Consider the following 14,919-nt stretch of genomic DNA (forward strand, 5'->3'; position numbering starts at 1 on the left):
GCTCTGTATCGGGAGCGACTGAATGGCCAAGCGGCTGACCTTCTTCATCATCATCGGGTTGGTGCTCGGGCTGATCGTCGGTTGGGGGCTGCATCTCGCGATCGACGACGGCACGCCGGCGTCGGCTGCGGCGCTGACGAAGATCGCGGGCTATTTCTCGATCCTGACGACGCTGTTCCTGCGGCTGATCAAGATGATCATCGCGCCGCTGGTGTTCTCCACGCTGGTCGTCGGCATCGCGCATATGGGCGACACCGGTGCGCTGGGCCGGGTCGGGTTGCGGGCGGTCGGGTGGTTTCTGTCGGCCAGTTTGCTGTCGCTGACGCTGGGGCTGATCCTGGTCAATCTGTTTCACCCCGGCGTCGGGCTCAACCTGCCGCTGCCGCCGGTCACCGCGACCAGCGGGGTCGACCAGGCGGCGTTCGACATCGCCAAGTTCGTCACCCATGTCGTGCCGGCATCGATGATCGATGCGATGGCGCAGAACGAGATCCTGCAGATCGTGATCTTCTCGCTGTTCGTCGGCGTCGCGATCACCGCGGTCGGCGACAAGGCGGCGCCGTTGGTGAAGGCGACCGAGGCGCTGGCGGCGGTGATGCTGCAGATCACCAACTACGTCATGCGGTTCGCACCGATCGCGGTGTTCGCGGCGGTGACCAGCACGCTAGCGGAGCGCGGGCCCGGGGTGATCGGCGACCTCGGCTATTTCATGCTTACCTTTTATATCGGGTTGGCGACCTTGTGGGCGATGCTGATCGGGATCGGCTTCCTGTTCATCGGCAAGCGGATGGGGTTGCTGGTCAAATACATCCGCGAACCGTTGCTGCTCGCCTTCACTACCGCATCGTCGGAGGCGGCATATCCGCGGACGTTGGAGGCGCTCGACCGGTTCGGGGTGCCGCCCAAGATTTCCAGCTTCGTCCTGCCGCTCGGCTATTCGTTCAATCTCGACGGCTCGATGATCTATATGACCTTCGCGTCGCTGTTCATCGCCCAGGCCTACGGGATCGACCTGTCGCTGGGGCAGATGGTGATCATGCTGCTGGTGCTCATGGTCACGTCCAAGGGCATCGCCGGCGTGCCGCGCGCCAGCTTGGTGGTGATCGCGGCGACGCTACCGCTGTTCAAGATCCCCGAGGCTGGCCTGTTGCTGATCCTGGCAGTCGACCACTTTCTGGACATGGGACGATCGGCGACCAACGTGATCGGCAACGCGGTCGCAGCGAGCGTGGTGGCGCGGTGGGAAGGCACGCTCGACCCGGTCGAGCCGATCGATATCGAACCGCCGCACGCGCCGAGCCGGGGGGTCGCCTAGGCATAGGCGTAGGGACCGCCTTTCTCGAGCGCGGTGCGATAGGCTGGGCGAGCATGGACCTTGGCGAGCCACGCGATCGTCGCGGGGCGCGACGAGTCGAGGCCGGCGCGGCTGCGCGCGGCCTCCAGGGGGAAGCTCATCATGATATCGGCAGCGGTCATCTCGTCGCCCGCGAACCAGGGGCGGGTCGTGAGTTCGGCCTCGACATAGTTCAGATGGTTGTCGATCATCGGTTGGATCCGCTTTTGAGACGATTTGCCGAGCAGCGGAATGCGGCCGAGGATCAGCTTCAGGACGAGCGGCGGCATCATCGATCCTTCGGCATAATGGAGCCAGAACCGGTAGCGCAGCGCCGCCTCGCGGTGTGCGGGCGCGCCCAGCCGGCCGTCGGCCTTTTCGACGAGATATTCGACGATCGCGCCGGTCTCCGCGATCACCAGACCGTCGTCGTCGATCACCGGCGATTTGCCGAGCGGGTGGACGCGGCGCAGCTCGGGCGGCGCGAGCATCGTCGCCTTGTCGCGCTCGTAGCGCTTGATCTCGTAGGGCAGGCCGAGTTCCTCGAGCATCCAGAGGATGCGCTGCGACCGCGAGTTTTCGAGGTGGTGGACGGTGATCATCGGGACGCTCTCCTGCCGTCGCCTAGGCATTCGCCCGCCAGAGCCAAGCGGCGGCGGGAAAGGCGATCAGGCCACCCGTCCTATAGCGCTCCAGCACGGTAGCAAGCCGATCGACCATCGCGTGCGGATCGGTGGCGGTGCGGATCGCGCTGGCGATCGGGCCGATCCGGCGCAGCAACGCCACCGCCTCGCCGAGTGGATCGGCACCGTCGCCGGCGATGTAGGTGAAGTCGATGGGCTCGGGTGATCGGGCGCGCCAGCCGGCGCGGTCGAGGAACGCGGCCGGGATCGCGGGATCGGCGAACCCAAACGGGCCCGGGGCGTAGCCGGTCATCGTCATGGGACTGGTGCCGGTGACCTCGGCGATCAGGGTCGATGCCCACGGGTTGAGCGCGGCCGGACGGAAGCAGGAGAAGATCAGCGGCGCCTCCGGGGCGGATACGGCGTGGAGGCGCGCGAACGTGGCGGTGGGGTCGTCGAAAAACATGACGCCGTGGCGCGATAGCAACAGATCGACCGAGCCCGGTGCGGCAATGGCGACTTCTTGGTTGAGGTCGGCGGTTTGGAACAGGCAGTTGGGCATCGACCCTGCGCGGACCTCGGCGACGGTGACAAGATCGGGCGAGACGTCGACACCGGTGACGGCGAGATCGGCGCGAGCCGCAGCGAGGGCGAGGCTAGTGCTGCCGGCGCCGCAGCCGATATCGAGCGCGGTGCCCGGGCCGGCCGGCGCGGCGGCGAGGACGGCAGCGTCGAGATGGGGCGCGAGACCGGAGAACATCCGGTCGGTACGCTGCCATTCTTGCGCCCATGCGTCGCCGACGGAGCCGGACCATTCAGCGGCGTTGGTCATTCAGGTTCTCCGATGCCGATTGCTTGAGGCTGACGTCGCTATTGTGCTCCCGCTAAGGTGGGACCTCTGCGAAAGTCTCCAACTTCACCAAATCAGTTCGTCACCCCGGACTCGTTCCGGGGTCCACCGTCCCGCAAAATTAACGGCTTATGCCGTGCGGAACAGTGGATCCCGGAACGAGTCCGGGATGACGGAGTGACTTTCGCAGAGGTCTCATGAAGGCGGGAGTCCAATACTGGGTCCCCGCTTTCGCGGGGACACGAGGAGCGGCGCGGTTGTGACATTCGGAGGGGGCGCTAGAGGACCAAAAGTCACAAAAGTCGCACCTACACGCGTGCGCGAGGAGCTAAACGCAAAAGGCCCGCCATTGCTGGCGGGCCCTTCGTTTTCGCAAGACGGCTGCGCGATCAGAGATCGTCGTCCGCGTCCGGGCCGGCCATCATCTCCTCGGCGACCTTGTCGGTGCGCGCGCGGATCGCCTTTTCGAGGCGGTCGGCCATGTCGGGATTGTCCTTCAGGAAGGTCTTCGAATTCTCGCGACCCTGGCCGAGGCGGACGCTGTCGTAGCTGAACCAGGCGCCCGACTTCTCGACGATCCCGGCCTTTACGCCGAGATCGAGGATCTCGCCGAGCTTGGACACGCCCTGCCCGTACATAATGTCGAATTCGACCTGCTTGAACGGCGGCGCCACCTTGTTCTTCACCACCTTCACGCGGGTGGTGTTGCCGATGATCTCCTCGCGGTCCTTGATCTGGCCGGTGCGGCGAATGTCGAGGCGGACGCTGGCGTAGAATTTCAGCGCATTGCCGCCGGTCGTGGTCTCCGGGTTACCGTACATCACGCCGATCTTCATGCGCAGCTGGTTGATGAAGATCACCATGCAGCGCGAGCGGCTGATCGAGCCGGTCAGCTTGCGCAGCGATTGCGACATCAGCCGCGCCTGGAGACCGACATGGCTGTCACCCATCTCGCCCTCGATCTCCGCGCGCGGAACGAGGGCGGCGACCGAATCGATCACCAGCACGTCGATTGCGTTCGAGCGCACCAGCGTATCGACGATCTCAAGCGCCTGTTCGCCGGTATCGGGCTGGGATACGATCAGTTCGTCGATGTCGACCCCGAGCTTCTTGGCATAGACCGGATCGAGCGCATGTTCGGCGTCGACGAAGGCGGCGGTGCCGCCTGTCTTCTGCGCTTCGGCGATGACGTGGAGCGCGAGCGTGGTCTTGCCCGACGATTCGGGACCGTAGATCTCGATCACCCGGCCGCGCGGCAAGCCGCCGACGCCGAGCGCGATATCGAGCCCTAGGCTGCCGGTCGAGATCGCCTCGACCTGCATCGTCTCCTTGGAGCCCAGCTTCATTGCCGAGCCCTTGCCGAAGGCGCGGTCGATCTGCGCCAGGGCGGCGTCGAGCGCCTTTTGCCGGTCCGTGGTTGCGGTAGCCATGCCGGTGTCGATCACTTTCAGATTGGCGGCCATCAGAAGCTTCCCTCGCTAGAGCAAGTGCGTGGACCATTCAACGCGTTGGATGCGTCGTATCGCATTTGTTCTATAGGAACAAGGGTGGAACATTGATGTTTTCAGGAGAGCGGAAAAGGCGACGAAAAAGGCGGCCGCCTTGCGACGACCGCCTCTCGATCTCCGATGGCGCCATACGGGACCATCGCCGGACGCGCCCCCCGGGACGCAGCGGATCCGTGATCCGCGTGCCTTGCCCGCGCGACGTTAGTCGGACCACCCCGTATGTTTGCGTAGTGCGTACCGTCGTGGGACCGGATGTGTCGATGCGGGAATCTGCAGCGTCGATCTTGCCCTATGTGGGCGGGGCCTCTGATTTTTTCCGTCACCCCGGATCAAGTCCGGGGTGACGAACGATGGGGGGCGGCTCGATCAGGCGATCGTCGTTTCCAGGTGCCAATAGTCGGTGGCAGCCGCGTCGCGGGCCGCGGCCGCTCGGTCGGCCTCGGTGCCGAACAACGCCAGGCAGGTGGCGCCGGAGCCGGACATGCGCGCGAGACGCACGCCGGTCGCCGCGTTCAGCCTCGCCAGGACCTTGGCGATTTCGGGCGCGATGCGTAGCGCGGGTGGTTCGAGGTCGTTGCGGGCGGCGGCGGCGCGGGCGAAGAGGTCGCCGTCGGGGATCGGGCCGCGGTCGATGCCGTCCCAGCTGGCGAACACAGCGGCGGTCGACACCGCGACGCCCGGGTTGACGAGCAGCAACGGAGTCCCGGCCACGCCGTCCAGCGGCGTCAGCAAATCGCCTCTGCCCGTGCCAAAGGCCGTGCGCCCCAACAGGCAGGCGGGCACGTCGGCACCAAGCGAAGCGGCGATCTCGATCAGCCGGGGATCGGCACGGTCGACATCGTGGAGCCGGCCGAAGCCGCGCAGCGTCGCCGCGGCATCGGCCGATCCGCCACCGATGCCCGAGGCGATCGGGAGATGCTTGTTGAGGACGATCGCATGGCGATCCGAAATCCCGAAGGCGGCGGCGAAGGCGGCGGCGGCGCGGGTCACGAGATTGCCGTCGCTCCCCTGCCCCGGCTGCGGGCGGAGGTCGTCGGCGAACGGGCCGGTCACGGTGAAGCTGTCCGCCGCCGCCCGGTCGAGCGACACGGTGTCGCCGTGGCTGGCGAAGGCGAACAGCGTCTCGATCTCGTGGTACCCGTCCGCGCGCCGACGGCGGACGTGGAGCGCGAGGTTGATCTTCGCGGGCGCGGTCTCGACGATCATCGCCGTGGCGGCAGGCCGTCGGTCAGCTTGGCGGCGATGCGCGCGGCGTCGGCAGTGGTCGCGGTCAGCGCCGCGGCGCGCCAGGCGTAACGCGCCTCGTAGCGGCGGCCGAGCGTCCAATAGGCGTCGCCGAGATGGTCGCCGATCTCGGCGTTGGTCGGATCACCCGCGGCGGCGCGCTCGAGCAGCGGCAGCGCGCGCCGGGTTTCGCCCGAGAGGTGATAGGCCCAGCCGAGCGAATCGACGATCGAGCCGTCCAGCGGGCGCAGCGCATTGGCGCGTTCAAGCAGCCGGGTCGCACCGGGCAGGTCCTCGCCCCGTTCGGCACGGGCATAGCCGAGATAGTTGAGCGCGAGCGGCTCGGCGGGCGCCAGCGCCAGCGCCTTTTCGAGCGCGCGCTCGGCACCGGGCCAGTCGCCTGCCTGATCGAGTGCGCCGCCATATTGCAGCCAGGCGGCCCAGTCCGACGCCATGCCGTCGGAGTCGATGATCCGGCGATACCAGGGCGCGGCGTCGGCGGGGCGTCCGGCGGTGGCGAGACGATCGGCGTAGCGCTGCCAGTCGCCGGTGGAGGCATCGGCGCGTTCGGCACGTGACTTGGCGAGCGCGAGCGCATCGTCGGTACGGCCGGCGCTCGCGAGCACCGTGATTCGCGCGGCGGCGGCGGCGGCGGCGAACGGGCTCTTCGCGTCGACCCCATCGAGCACCGCCAGCGCGCGATCGGCGGCGCGATCGCGGGAGAGCGCGTCGGCGAGCAGCAGCCGGGCACGGTCGTTGCCGGGTTCGGCTCGCAGTGCGGCGCTGGCGAGCGCGATCGAGAGCGGCAACGGACCTTGCTGCGCGGCGAGATCGGCGGCGACGCGGGCGAGCAGCCGCGACACGCCGAAGCCGAGCGACGCCTTCGCCGGCGCGCCTTCGCGCAGCCCGGCGAGCACCGGATCGTCGCCGGTGAGCAGCGCGCGCGCCTCCGCGGGCCGATCGGCGGCGAACAGCAGCTGCGCGGCGGCGAGGCGGAGGTCGATCGGGGCGCCGTTGGTGCGCACCGCCTCGACCATCGCCAGCCCGGCGGCGGTATCGCCGCGCGCGATCAGCAGCAGTGCGCGGGTCTCGCCCGCGAACCGCGCCGCGATCGGATCGGCGGTGGCATTGACCGCGGCGAGCGGAGCGAAGGGGTTGCGGCCGGCGGCATAGGCGCTCCACGCGCGGAGCGACGGCATCAGGACCGCGAGCGGGGTGCCCGCCAGCGTCGCGATCGCAGCGTCGGCGGCCTGGTGATCGTTGCGGCGCGCGGCGGCGGAGATGGCGAGCAGCGGCAGGTCCGACGGCGCCTGGCCGCTGGCGCGCAGCACCGCGGCGGCGCGGGTCGCGAGCGCGTCGTCGCCGGCGGCCAGCGCCTCGCGATAGGCTGGCTCGGCGATCGCGGTGCTTGCCGGCGCGGCGGCGAGCGCACGGGCATAGTCGGCGACCGCGATGTCGACGCGCCCGTCGGCATCGGCGGCACGCGCGCGCAGATAGGCGGCGAGATCCCCGCCCCCTGCCCGCACGTCGCCACCGGCGGCGGCCGGCACCAGCAGCGCCACGGCGAGCGCGGCGGCGATCGGGGCGCTACATGTTCGGATAGTTCGGGCCTCCGCCGCCTTCGGGCACCACCCAGTTGATGTTCTGGGTCGGATCCTTGATGTCGCACGTCTTGCAGTGGACGCAATTCTGCGCGTTGATCACGAACTTCGGGTCGCCGGTTTCCTCGCCGACCACCTCGTAGACGCCGGCGGGGCAGTAACGCTGCGCGGGTTCGTCGTACATCGGCAGATCGTAGCCGATCGGAATGTCGGGATCGCGCAACGTCAGGTGGACGGGCTGATCCTCCTCGTGATTGGTGTTCGACAGGAACACCGAGGACAGCCGGTCGAAGGTGAGCACGCCGTCGGGCTTGGGATAGACGATCGGCTTGACCAGATCCTTGCGCCACAAGGTCGCGTGATCGGGGTGGTGCTTCATCGTGAACGGCATCTTGAGCCCAAGATACTCGAGCCACATCGTCACGCCCGCGAGCGCGGAGCCGGCGAAGTCGCCGAACTTCTTGACCAGCGGCACGACGTTGCGGACGATCGACAGCTCCTTCTTGACCCAGCTCGTCTCGAACGCCGCGGGATAGGCGGCGAGCTCGTCATGGCTGCGCTGCGACAGGATCGCGTCGACCGCGGCTTCCGCGGCCATCATGCCGGACTTCATCGCGGTGTGGGTGCCCTTGATCCGCGGCACGTTGAGGAAGCCAGCGGAACAGCCGATCAGCGCCCCGCCGGGGAACACCAGCTTCGGGATCGACTGCAACCCGCCGTCGTTGATCGCGCGCGCCCCGTAGCTGACGCGCTTGCCGCCCTTCAGGATCGCGGCGATCTCGGGATGGGTCTTCCAGCGCTGCATCTCGTGGAACGGCGAGAGATAGGGGTTGGAATAGTTCAGCCAGGTGACGAAGCCGAGGCTGACCTGGCCGTTCGCCTGGTGATAGAGCCAGCTGCCGCCGTTCGCCTCGTCGGTGAGCGGCCAGCCCTGGGTGTGGATGACGCGGCCGGGGTGATGGAGCGCGGGATCGATGTCCCACAATTCCTTGATGCCGATGCCATAGACCTGGGGCTGGCTGTCCTTCGCGAGATCGAAGGTGCGGATCACCTCCTTGGTCAAATGGCCGCGGACGCCCTCTGCGAAGAAGGTGTATTTGGCGTGAATCTCCAGCCCGGGCGTGTAATCGGGCTTGTGGGTGCCGTCGCGCGCGACGCCCATGTCGCCGGTCGCGACGCCCTTCACATTGCCGGCCTCGTCGAACAGGATCTCGGCGGCGGCGAAGCCGGGGAAGATCTCGACGCCCAATTCCTCCGCCTTGCCGGCGAGCCAGCGGCAGAGATTGCCGAGGCTGCCGGTGTAAGTGTTCTTGTTGTGGAGGAACGGAGGCGTCCACAGATGCGGGAGCGTCATCTTCTTCCTGGCGGTGAGCACCCAGTGCAGGTTCTCGGTGACCGGAACCTCCGCCATCGGGCAGCCGTCGGTGCGCCAGTCGGGCAGCAGCTCGTCGAGCGCGCGCGGATCGATCACCGCGCCCGACAGGATGTGCGCGCCGACCTCGGAGCCCTTTTCGAGCACGCAGACCGCGATCTCGGCGCCCTTTTCCGCAGCGACCTGTTTCAGGCGGATAGCCGCCGACAGGCCGGCCGGTCCGGCGCCGACGATCACCACGTCATAGGGCATCGACTCACGTTCGCTCATACATCCTCCCGAGCCGGTGGCGGGGCGCGATTCGCGGGTGCGATCGGACGGGCGCAGGCCGGCAACGTCTTGTCTTGAAAGCCGATCCGACAAGTTGACCGCCACGTCAACTGCGCGGACACCGGCATCGTGGGGGCGGATCAACAAATCGATTGGAGTGCGGCAGCGGCCAGCGCGCTCGACTGGTGGCACGATGCGGGCGTCGACACGCTCGTCGAGGACGCCCCGCGCAACTGGTTCGCGGTGCCGCTTCGGGCGCCCGATCCGTCGATCATGGCGCCTGCACCGGCCGCGGTTGCAGCGGAAATGCCGGTATCGCTGGCTGAATTCCTCGCCTGGCGGTGCGGCGATGCGGCGCCCGAGGCGGCGTGGCGCGGCGGTTCGATCATCGCGACGGGCCCGGATGACGCTACGGTCATGGTGCTTGTCGACTGCCCGGATCGCGACGACGAAGCCGGCGGCATGCTGATGAGCGGACAGGTGGGGCGATTGTTCGACCGGATGCTGGCGGCGATCGGGGTCGATCGGTCGGCGGTGCACCTTGCAGCCGTTTGCGCGAAGCGGCCGGTGGCGGGGCGGATGCCCGGCGAGGTCGAGGCGCGGCTGGCCGAGATCGCGCAGCATCACGTCGCCCTGGTCGCGCCCAAGCGGCTGCTGCTGATGGGCAATGCGGCGAGCCGTGCCATCCTCGGGGCGGATGCCGCCGGTCTTCGTGGTCGTTTGCACCGACTTAACCATAAAGGCGGACAAACCGACGTGGTCGCGAGCTTTCATCCGCGCTTCCTGATCGAGAAGCCCGCGGCGAAGGCAGAGGCCTGGAAGGACCTGCAATTGCTGATCGAAGGCCAAGCGCCGACGGAAGGAATTTCTGCGTGACCCGCACACTGGCTTCGCTCCTGCTGCTGACGCTGCCGATGCCCGCCTTCGCGGCGCCGGCGATCGACGAGCCAGCCGCCGCGCCGACCGCCGAGGCCGCGCCCGCGACCAAGAGCGACCGCATCCCCGACCAGCTCGAGCCCGCGCAGCGCGACGGCTATCGCGCGGTATTCCAGGCGATCCGCACCGGGGCATGGACCGATGCGCAGATCGGGCTGGCGGCGATGAAGCCCGGCCCGCTCCACGCGATCGCGCGCGCCGAGTTGTTCACCGCCAAGGGATCGCCCAAGGTCGAGCTCGAACCGCTGGTCCAGCTGATCAACGAAGCGCCCGAGCTGCCTGAGGCTGAACAGCTCAGCCGCCTCGCCGCGAGCCGCGGTGCGATCGACCTGCCGCCGCTGCCGGTGGCGCAGCGCCTGATCTGGCAGGACGGCGCACCACGCCGGGTGCGCGCCAAGAGCATCAAGAGCGATCTGGTCGCGGCCGATCTGGCGGCGAAGATGCAGCCGTTGGTGAAGGCCGACCTCGCCATCGAGGCGCAGGCGCTGCTCGACGCGACGCCGGACCTGTCGCCCGAGGTGCTGACCGAGTGGCAGGCGAAGATCGCGTGGATCTATTTCCTGACCGGCGACGATGCGAGCGCGCGGTCGCTCGGCATGCGCGCCGCGGAGGGCGCGGGCGACTGGGCGATCCAGGGGCGATGGACGACGGCCTTGTCGGCATGGCGGCAAAACGACTGTGCGGCGTCGGAGAACGGGTTCGAGGGCGTCGCGGCGCGTGCGGGCGATGTCGATCTGCGCGCGGCGGCGCTGTACTGGGCGGCGCGGGCGGACATGGCGTGCGCGCGGCCCGACAAGATCCAGGCGCGGCTGCAGGCGGCGGCGCAGTTCTCCGAGAGCTTTTACGGCCAATTGGCGCGCCAGACGCTGGCGATGCGCGAGAAGCCGCGTCGCGGCGGCGTGGTCGTCGCGGGCGACTGGGCAGCGATCGACAAGCGGCCCAACGTCCGCGTCGCGGCGGCGCTGGTCGAGGTCGGGGAGACCGACCTTGCCGAGACCGTCATCCGCCAGCAGGCCAAGATCGGCGATCCGCGTGAATTCGCGAGCCTGATCCGCGTCGCCGAGGCGCTTAGCCTGCCCGCGACGACGGTGTGGTTGGCGCATAATTGCCCGCAAGGCGTGATCCCCGCGGCGGAGACCCGCTATCCGACCCCCAACTGGACGCCCGACAGCGGCTGGCGGATCGACAAGTCGCTGGTCTATGCGCACACGCTGCAGGAGAGCGGCTTCCGCAACAAGGTGGTCAGCCCCGCAGGCGCCTATGGCCTGATGCAGATCATGCCTGCGGCGGCGACCGACTTCGCGCGCGAACGCGGCATCGGATCGATGGACCGGACGGCGCTGACCAAGCCGTCGGTCAACATGGACATCGGCCAGCGCCATCTGGAGCGGTTGCGCGACATGGCGGGCGTGACCGGCGGACTGCTGCCCAAGGTCATCGCGGCCTATAATGCGGGCCCGAAGCCGGTCGGCGAATGGAACGCGATCGTTCGCGATGGCGGCGACCCGCTGCTGTACATCGAGAGCATCCCCTATTGGGAGACTCGCGGCTACGTCACCACGGTGCTGCGCAACTATTGGATGTACGAGGCGCAGAACGGCAAGCAGGCGTCCACCAGCCGTGCCGCGCTGGCGCAGGGCATGTGGCCGCGCTTCCCCGGGCTGCCGGGCGCGAACGCGATCCGGATGAACGCGCGACCCAGTGCCGCCGCGAGCGCGAGCGTCGCCTCCCCCGTCCAGGCGCTTCCAGTTCGTGCCGATTGACGCAGGCGCGGCGTTCCTGCCGGTCAGGATCGCGGTGCTCACGGTTTCGGATACCCGCGGGCTCGCCGAGGACCGGTCGGGCGACACGCTGATCGAGCGGCTGACCGGAACCGGCCACATCCTTGCCGATCGTGCGATCGAACGCGACGACGTTCCCGCGATCGTGGCGCGGTTGCGGGGGTGGATCGCTGATCCGGCGATCGACTGCGTGATCACCACCGGCGGCACCGGGGTAACGGGACGCGACGTGACCCCCGAGGCGATCGAACAGGTCGCGACCAAGATGATCCCGGGGTTCGGGGAGCTGTTCCGCTATCTGAGCTACGCCAAGATCGGCACCTCTACCGTCCAGTCGCGCGCCTGCGCCTGCGTCGCGGAAGGGACGTATGTGTTCGCGCTGCCGGGTTCGACCGGGGCGGTGAAGGACGGATGGGACGGGATCCTGCGCGAACAGCTGGATAGCCGGCATCGTCCGTGCAACTTCGTGGAGTTGATGCCGCGGTTGCTGGAGCGTTGAGGGTTGGGCATGTGCCGGGCTGAATGACCACCGGACCACCCCCGTCACCCCGGACTTGATCCGGGGTCCCGCTAATTTTGTCGACTGCTGAAGAAGAAGCGGCATCCCGGATCAAGTCAGGGATGACGGGAGGTCAAAGGGAAGTATCGGGGCCAGCCAACCGGCGTAGGTAGCCCCCTACCCATCTCCATCCCACATCTGTCCCGTATCGCCGCGATTGTCGGCTCGCCATAATCGTTGCGCCGGGTTAGGGGATCGGGCGATGCTGCGTATCGACCAGAACTGCCGGGCCGTTGCGCGTGCCGATAAGCTGACCGTGATCGTGGATGCGGCGCGCTATTTCGCAGTCGCGCGACAGGCGCTGATCGAGGCGCAGCAGCGGATCATGCTGATCGGGTGGGACTTCGACGCGCGGATCGTGCTCGACGCCGACGCGACCGAGGGGCCCGCCAAGGTCGGCGAGTTCCTGCTGTGGCTGGTCGATCGCAACCCGGCGCTGAACCTCTATCTGCTGCGCTGGGACTTGGGCGCGATCAAGTCGCTGTTCCGCGGGACGACCTTGTTCTCGTTGCTGAAGCTGATGCGGCATCCGCGCATCCACGTCCGGCTCGACGGGCATCACCCGACCGGCGCCTCGCACCACCAGAAGATCGTGTGCATCGACGACTGCCTGGCGTTCTGCGGCGGTATCGACATGACCGACGAACGTTGGGACACCTGCGATCACCGCGATCACGACCCGCGCCGGCTGAGCGCGAGCGGCAAGCCGCACAAGCCGTGGCACGATGCGACCACGGCGGTATCCGGACCGGCGGCGTCCGCGCTCGCCGAGATCTGCCGCGAGCGCTGGCTGCTCGGCACCGGCGAGACGCTCGCGCCGGTCGAGGCGCGGCGCAATTGCTGGCCGGCGGCGCTCGAGCCGATGTTTGAAAATATCGAGATCGGCATCGCGCAGACCCGGCCGGAGATGCCGACCGAGATCGGGTTGCTGCAGATCGAGGCGCTGTTTCTCGACCAGATCGCCTCGGCCAGGCGCCACGTCTATTGCGAGAGCCAGTATTTCGCGTCGCGTCGGATCGCGGAGGCGATCGCGCGGCGTCTGGACGAACCCGACGGGCCCGAGTTCGTGATCGTCAACCCGGTGACCGCGCAGGGCTGGCTCGAGCCGCTGGCGATGGACACCGCGCGGGCGCGGTTGATGGAGGCGCTGAAGCGGCGCGACAAGCACGGTCGGCTGCGGATGTACCATCCCTATACCGCGGGCGGGACGCCGATCTATGTCCACGCCAAGCTGACCTTCGTCGACGACCGGCAGTTGCGGGTCGGATCGGCCAACATGAACAACCGGTCGCTTCGACTCGACACCGAATGCGACCTGATCGTGGTGGCCGATGACGAGGCGACCGCGGCGACGATCCTCGATGTCCGCAACCGGCTGCTCGGCGAGCATCTCGGCGTGGCGCCCGGGATCGTGGCGGCGACGATCGCCGAGGAGGGCTCGCTGATCGGGGCGGTCGAGCGGCTGCGCGGCGACGGGCGGTCGCTGCGGCCATACGAGCCGAAGGATCTGGCGAGCATCGAGAAGTGGCTGGCGGACAACGAGGTGCTCGATCCGGAGGGGCCCGAGGAAATGTTCGAGGGGCTTAGCAAGCGCGGGCTGTTCCGAGGGCGATTGAAGCGGCATCGGAAGGACTGAGGCTAGGGCGTTGCGTCTGGTGCTTTGTGTCCCCGCGGAGGCGGGGACCGAGTACTGGGCTCCCGCCTCCACGGGAGCACCCGTGATAGGCGGCAATTTTCAGTAACGTTCTTGCTTTGTTCCAGAACGTTGGTTAAGCCGAACCATGGCGACCAACCGTCCCGTCCGCGGCGCGACGATCAACCTTGCGAGTGCGCGGTTCGGCTTGCCGCACGACGAGGCCGATGGCGACTGGCTCGACGCGCGCGAGCTGATCGACGGCGCGGCGCCGCGGCTGCGGACGATGGTGACGACCGAGACGCCGCGGACGATCATCAGCCGCAACGCCTCCCCCGACATCGGCTTCGACCGGTCGATCAATCCCTATCGCGGCTGCGAGCATGGCTGCATCTATTGCTTCGCGCGCCCGACCCATGCCTATCTCGACCTGTCGCCGGGGCTGGATTTCGAGAGCAAGCTCTTCGCCAAGCCGACCGCGGCGGCGCTGCTACGCGCGGAACTCGCCAAGCCCGGCTATTCGGTGCGGCCGATCGCGCTCGGCACCAATACCGATCCGTATCAGCCGATAGAGCGCGACTGGAAGATCACTCGGTCGATCGTCGAGGTGCTGGCGGAGGTCGGCCATCCGCTGACGATCACCACCAAGTCCGATCGGGTGGTCCGCGATATCGACCTGCTCGCACCGATGGCGGCGCAGGGGCTGGCGGCGGTGGCGATGTCGATCACCTCGCTCGATCCGCTGGTCGCGCGCACGATCGAGCCGCGTGCGCCGCACCCCGAAAAGCGGCTTGCAGCGGTCCGGCGGCTGGCCGACGCGGGGGTGCCGACCTTCGTCTCGATCGCGCCGGTGATCCCGGCGATCACCGATCACGAGCTGGAGGCGCTGGTCGATCGCGCCGCGGCGGCGGGTGCGCGGGGGGTGTTCTACATTCCGGTGCGCTTGCCGCACGAGGTCGCGCCGCTGTTCAGGGCGTGGCTCGACGAGCATTTTCCCGATCGCGCGGGCAAGGTGATGGCGATCATCCGATCGCTGCGCGGCGGGCGCGACAACGATTCCGACTTCTTCACGCGGATGCGCGGCAGCGGGCCCTGGGCGGAGCTGCTGAAGACGCGGTTCCGGATCGCATGCCGCAAACATGGCTTCGACGGGATGCGGATGGATCTGCGCACCGACCTGTTCCGGGCGCCCAAGGGGCCGCAGGGAGAGTTGTTCTGAGGGGATCGTC

The 14,919-nt window shown here is 68.2% G+C and carries 12 protein-coding genes; 6 read left to right on the top strand and 6 right to left on the bottom strand.

The window, feature by feature from the left end; translation table 11 throughout:
• The first annotated feature begins 22 nt into the window (after positions 1-22).
• Complete coding sequence (locus ACT009_RS03110) at positions 23-1,315, top strand: dicarboxylate/amino acid:cation symporter (RefSeq protein ID WP_445192921.1); 1,293 nt, start codon at positions 23-25, stop codon at positions 1,313-1,315.
• Here the strand turns inward: ACT009_RS03110 and ACT009_RS03115 are convergent.
• The 6 genes from ACT009_RS03115 to ACT009_RS03140 all read right to left on the bottom strand — a co-directional run bounded on the left by ACT009_RS03115 (position 1,312) and on the right by ACT009_RS03140 (position 8,781).
• Positions 1,312-1,935 (bottom strand): glutathione S-transferase family protein, encoded by a 624-nt coding sequence (locus ACT009_RS03115; protein ID WP_445192922.1) that lies wholly within the window; start codon positions 1,933-1,935, stop codon positions 1,312-1,314. The genes ACT009_RS03110 and ACT009_RS03115 overlap by 4 nt on opposite strands.
• Positions 1,936-1,957: 22 nt before the next feature.
• Entirely contained in the window at positions 1,958-2,788 is an 831-nt protein-coding gene (locus tag ACT009_RS03120; protein WP_445192923.1) for a class I SAM-dependent methyltransferase, read from the bottom strand.
• Positions 2,789-3,195: 407 nt separating this feature from the next.
• The gene (gene recA, locus ACT009_RS03125) at positions 3,196-4,269 is read right to left on the bottom strand and encodes a recombinase RecA (protein WP_445192924.1); all 1,074 of its coding nucleotides are present in this window, start codon (positions 4,267-4,269) and stop codon (positions 3,196-3,198) included.
• A 411-nt stretch (positions 4,270-4,680) separates the two neighbouring features.
• On the bottom strand, positions 4,681-5,520 hold the full coding sequence (locus ACT009_RS03130; protein WP_445192925.1) for a 4-(cytidine 5'-diphospho)-2-C-methyl-D-erythritol kinase: 840 nt from the start codon (positions 5,518-5,520) through the stop codon (positions 4,681-4,683).
• Positions 5,517-7,100 carry a tetratricopeptide repeat protein gene (locus tag ACT009_RS03135; RefSeq protein ID WP_445192926.1) on the bottom strand — a complete coding sequence of 528 codons (1,584 nt, stop codon included), beginning with the start codon at positions 7,098-7,100 and terminating at the stop codon, positions 5,517-5,519. The genes ACT009_RS03130 and ACT009_RS03135 overlap by 4 nt, the downstream gene beginning before the upstream one ends.
• Positions 7,101-7,125: 25 nt before the next feature.
• Positions 7,126-8,781 carry an electron transfer flavoprotein-ubiquinone oxidoreductase gene (locus tag ACT009_RS03140; protein WP_445192927.1) on the bottom strand — a complete coding sequence of 552 codons (1,656 nt, stop codon included), beginning with the start codon at positions 8,779-8,781 and terminating at the stop codon, positions 7,126-7,128.
• A 273-nt stretch (positions 8,782-9,054) separates the two neighbouring features.
• Between ACT009_RS03140 and ACT009_RS03145 the strand changes: the two genes are divergently transcribed.
• The 5 genes from ACT009_RS03145 to ACT009_RS03165 all read left to right on the top strand — a co-directional run bounded on the left by ACT009_RS03145 (position 9,055) and on the right by ACT009_RS03165 (position 14,909).
• The gene (locus ACT009_RS03145) at positions 9,055-9,657 is read left to right on the top strand and encodes a uracil-DNA glycosylase (RefSeq protein ID WP_445192928.1); all 603 of its coding nucleotides are present in this window, start codon (positions 9,055-9,057) and stop codon (positions 9,655-9,657) included.
• Positions 9,658-9,695: 38 nt separating this feature from the next.
• Entirely contained in the window at positions 9,696-11,480 is a 1,785-nt protein-coding gene (locus ACT009_RS03150) for a lytic transglycosylase domain-containing protein (RefSeq protein ID WP_445193998.1), read from the top strand.
• On the top strand, positions 11,470-11,997 hold the full coding sequence (gene moaB, locus ACT009_RS03155; RefSeq protein ID WP_445192929.1) for a molybdenum cofactor biosynthesis protein B: 528 nt from the start codon (positions 11,470-11,472) through the stop codon (positions 11,995-11,997). The genes ACT009_RS03150 and moaB overlap by 11 nt, the downstream gene beginning before the upstream one ends.
• 262 nt (positions 11,998-12,259) lie before the next feature.
• Positions 12,260-13,693 (top strand): phospholipase D-like domain-containing protein, encoded by a 1,434-nt coding sequence (locus ACT009_RS03160; RefSeq protein WP_445192930.1) that lies wholly within the window; start codon positions 12,260-12,262, stop codon positions 13,691-13,693.
• A 145-nt stretch (positions 13,694-13,838) separates the two neighbouring features.
• Positions 13,839-14,909, top strand: coding sequence for a PA0069 family radical SAM protein (locus ACT009_RS03165; protein WP_445192931.1), 1,071 nt, complete (start codon positions 13,839-13,841; stop codon positions 14,907-14,909).
• Positions 14,910-14,919: the final 10 nt, after the last annotated feature.

The sequence above is a fragment of the Sphingomonas sp. Tas61C01 genome (assembly GCF_052567495.1).

What these genes read in the sequence shown, in the direction of transcription:
- ACT009_RS03110 (WP_445192921.1), top strand. Translation starts at nt 23, where the DNA reads ATGGCCAAGCGGCTGACCTTCTTCATCATCATCGGGTTGGTGCTCGGG.
- ACT009_RS03120 (WP_445192923.1), bottom strand. Translation starts at nt 2,788, where the DNA reads ATGACCAACGCCGCTGAATGGTCCGGCTCCGTCGGCGACGCATGGGCG.
- ACT009_RS03150 (WP_445193998.1), top strand. Translation starts at nt 9,696, where the DNA reads ATGCCCGCCTTCGCGGCGCCGGCGATCGACGAGCCAGCCGCCGCGCCG.
- ACT009_RS03140 (WP_445192927.1), bottom strand. Translation starts at nt 8,781, where the DNA reads ATGAGCGAACGTGAGTCGATGCCCTATGACGTGGTGATCGTCGGCGCC.
- ACT009_RS03115 (WP_445192922.1), bottom strand. Translation starts at nt 1,935, where the DNA reads ATGATCACCGTCCACCACCTCGAAAACTCGCGGTCGCAGCGCATCCTC.
- ACT009_RS03165 (WP_445192931.1), top strand. Translation starts at nt 13,839, where the DNA reads ATGGCGACCAACCGTCCCGTCCGCGGCGCGACGATCAACCTTGCGAGT.
- ACT009_RS03160 (WP_445192930.1), top strand. Translation starts at nt 12,260, where the DNA reads ATGCTGCGTATCGACCAGAACTGCCGGGCCGTTGCGCGTGCCGATAAG.
- ACT009_RS03130 (WP_445192925.1), bottom strand. Translation starts at nt 5,520, where the DNA reads ATGATCGTCGAGACCGCGCCCGCGAAGATCAACCTCGCGCTCCACGTC.
- ACT009_RS03145 (WP_445192928.1), top strand. Translation starts at nt 9,055, where the DNA reads ATGGCGCCTGCACCGGCCGCGGTTGCAGCGGAAATGCCGGTATCGCTG.
- recA (WP_445192924.1), bottom strand. Translation starts at nt 4,269, where the DNA reads ATGGCCGCCAATCTGAAAGTGATCGACACCGGCATGGCTACCGCAACC.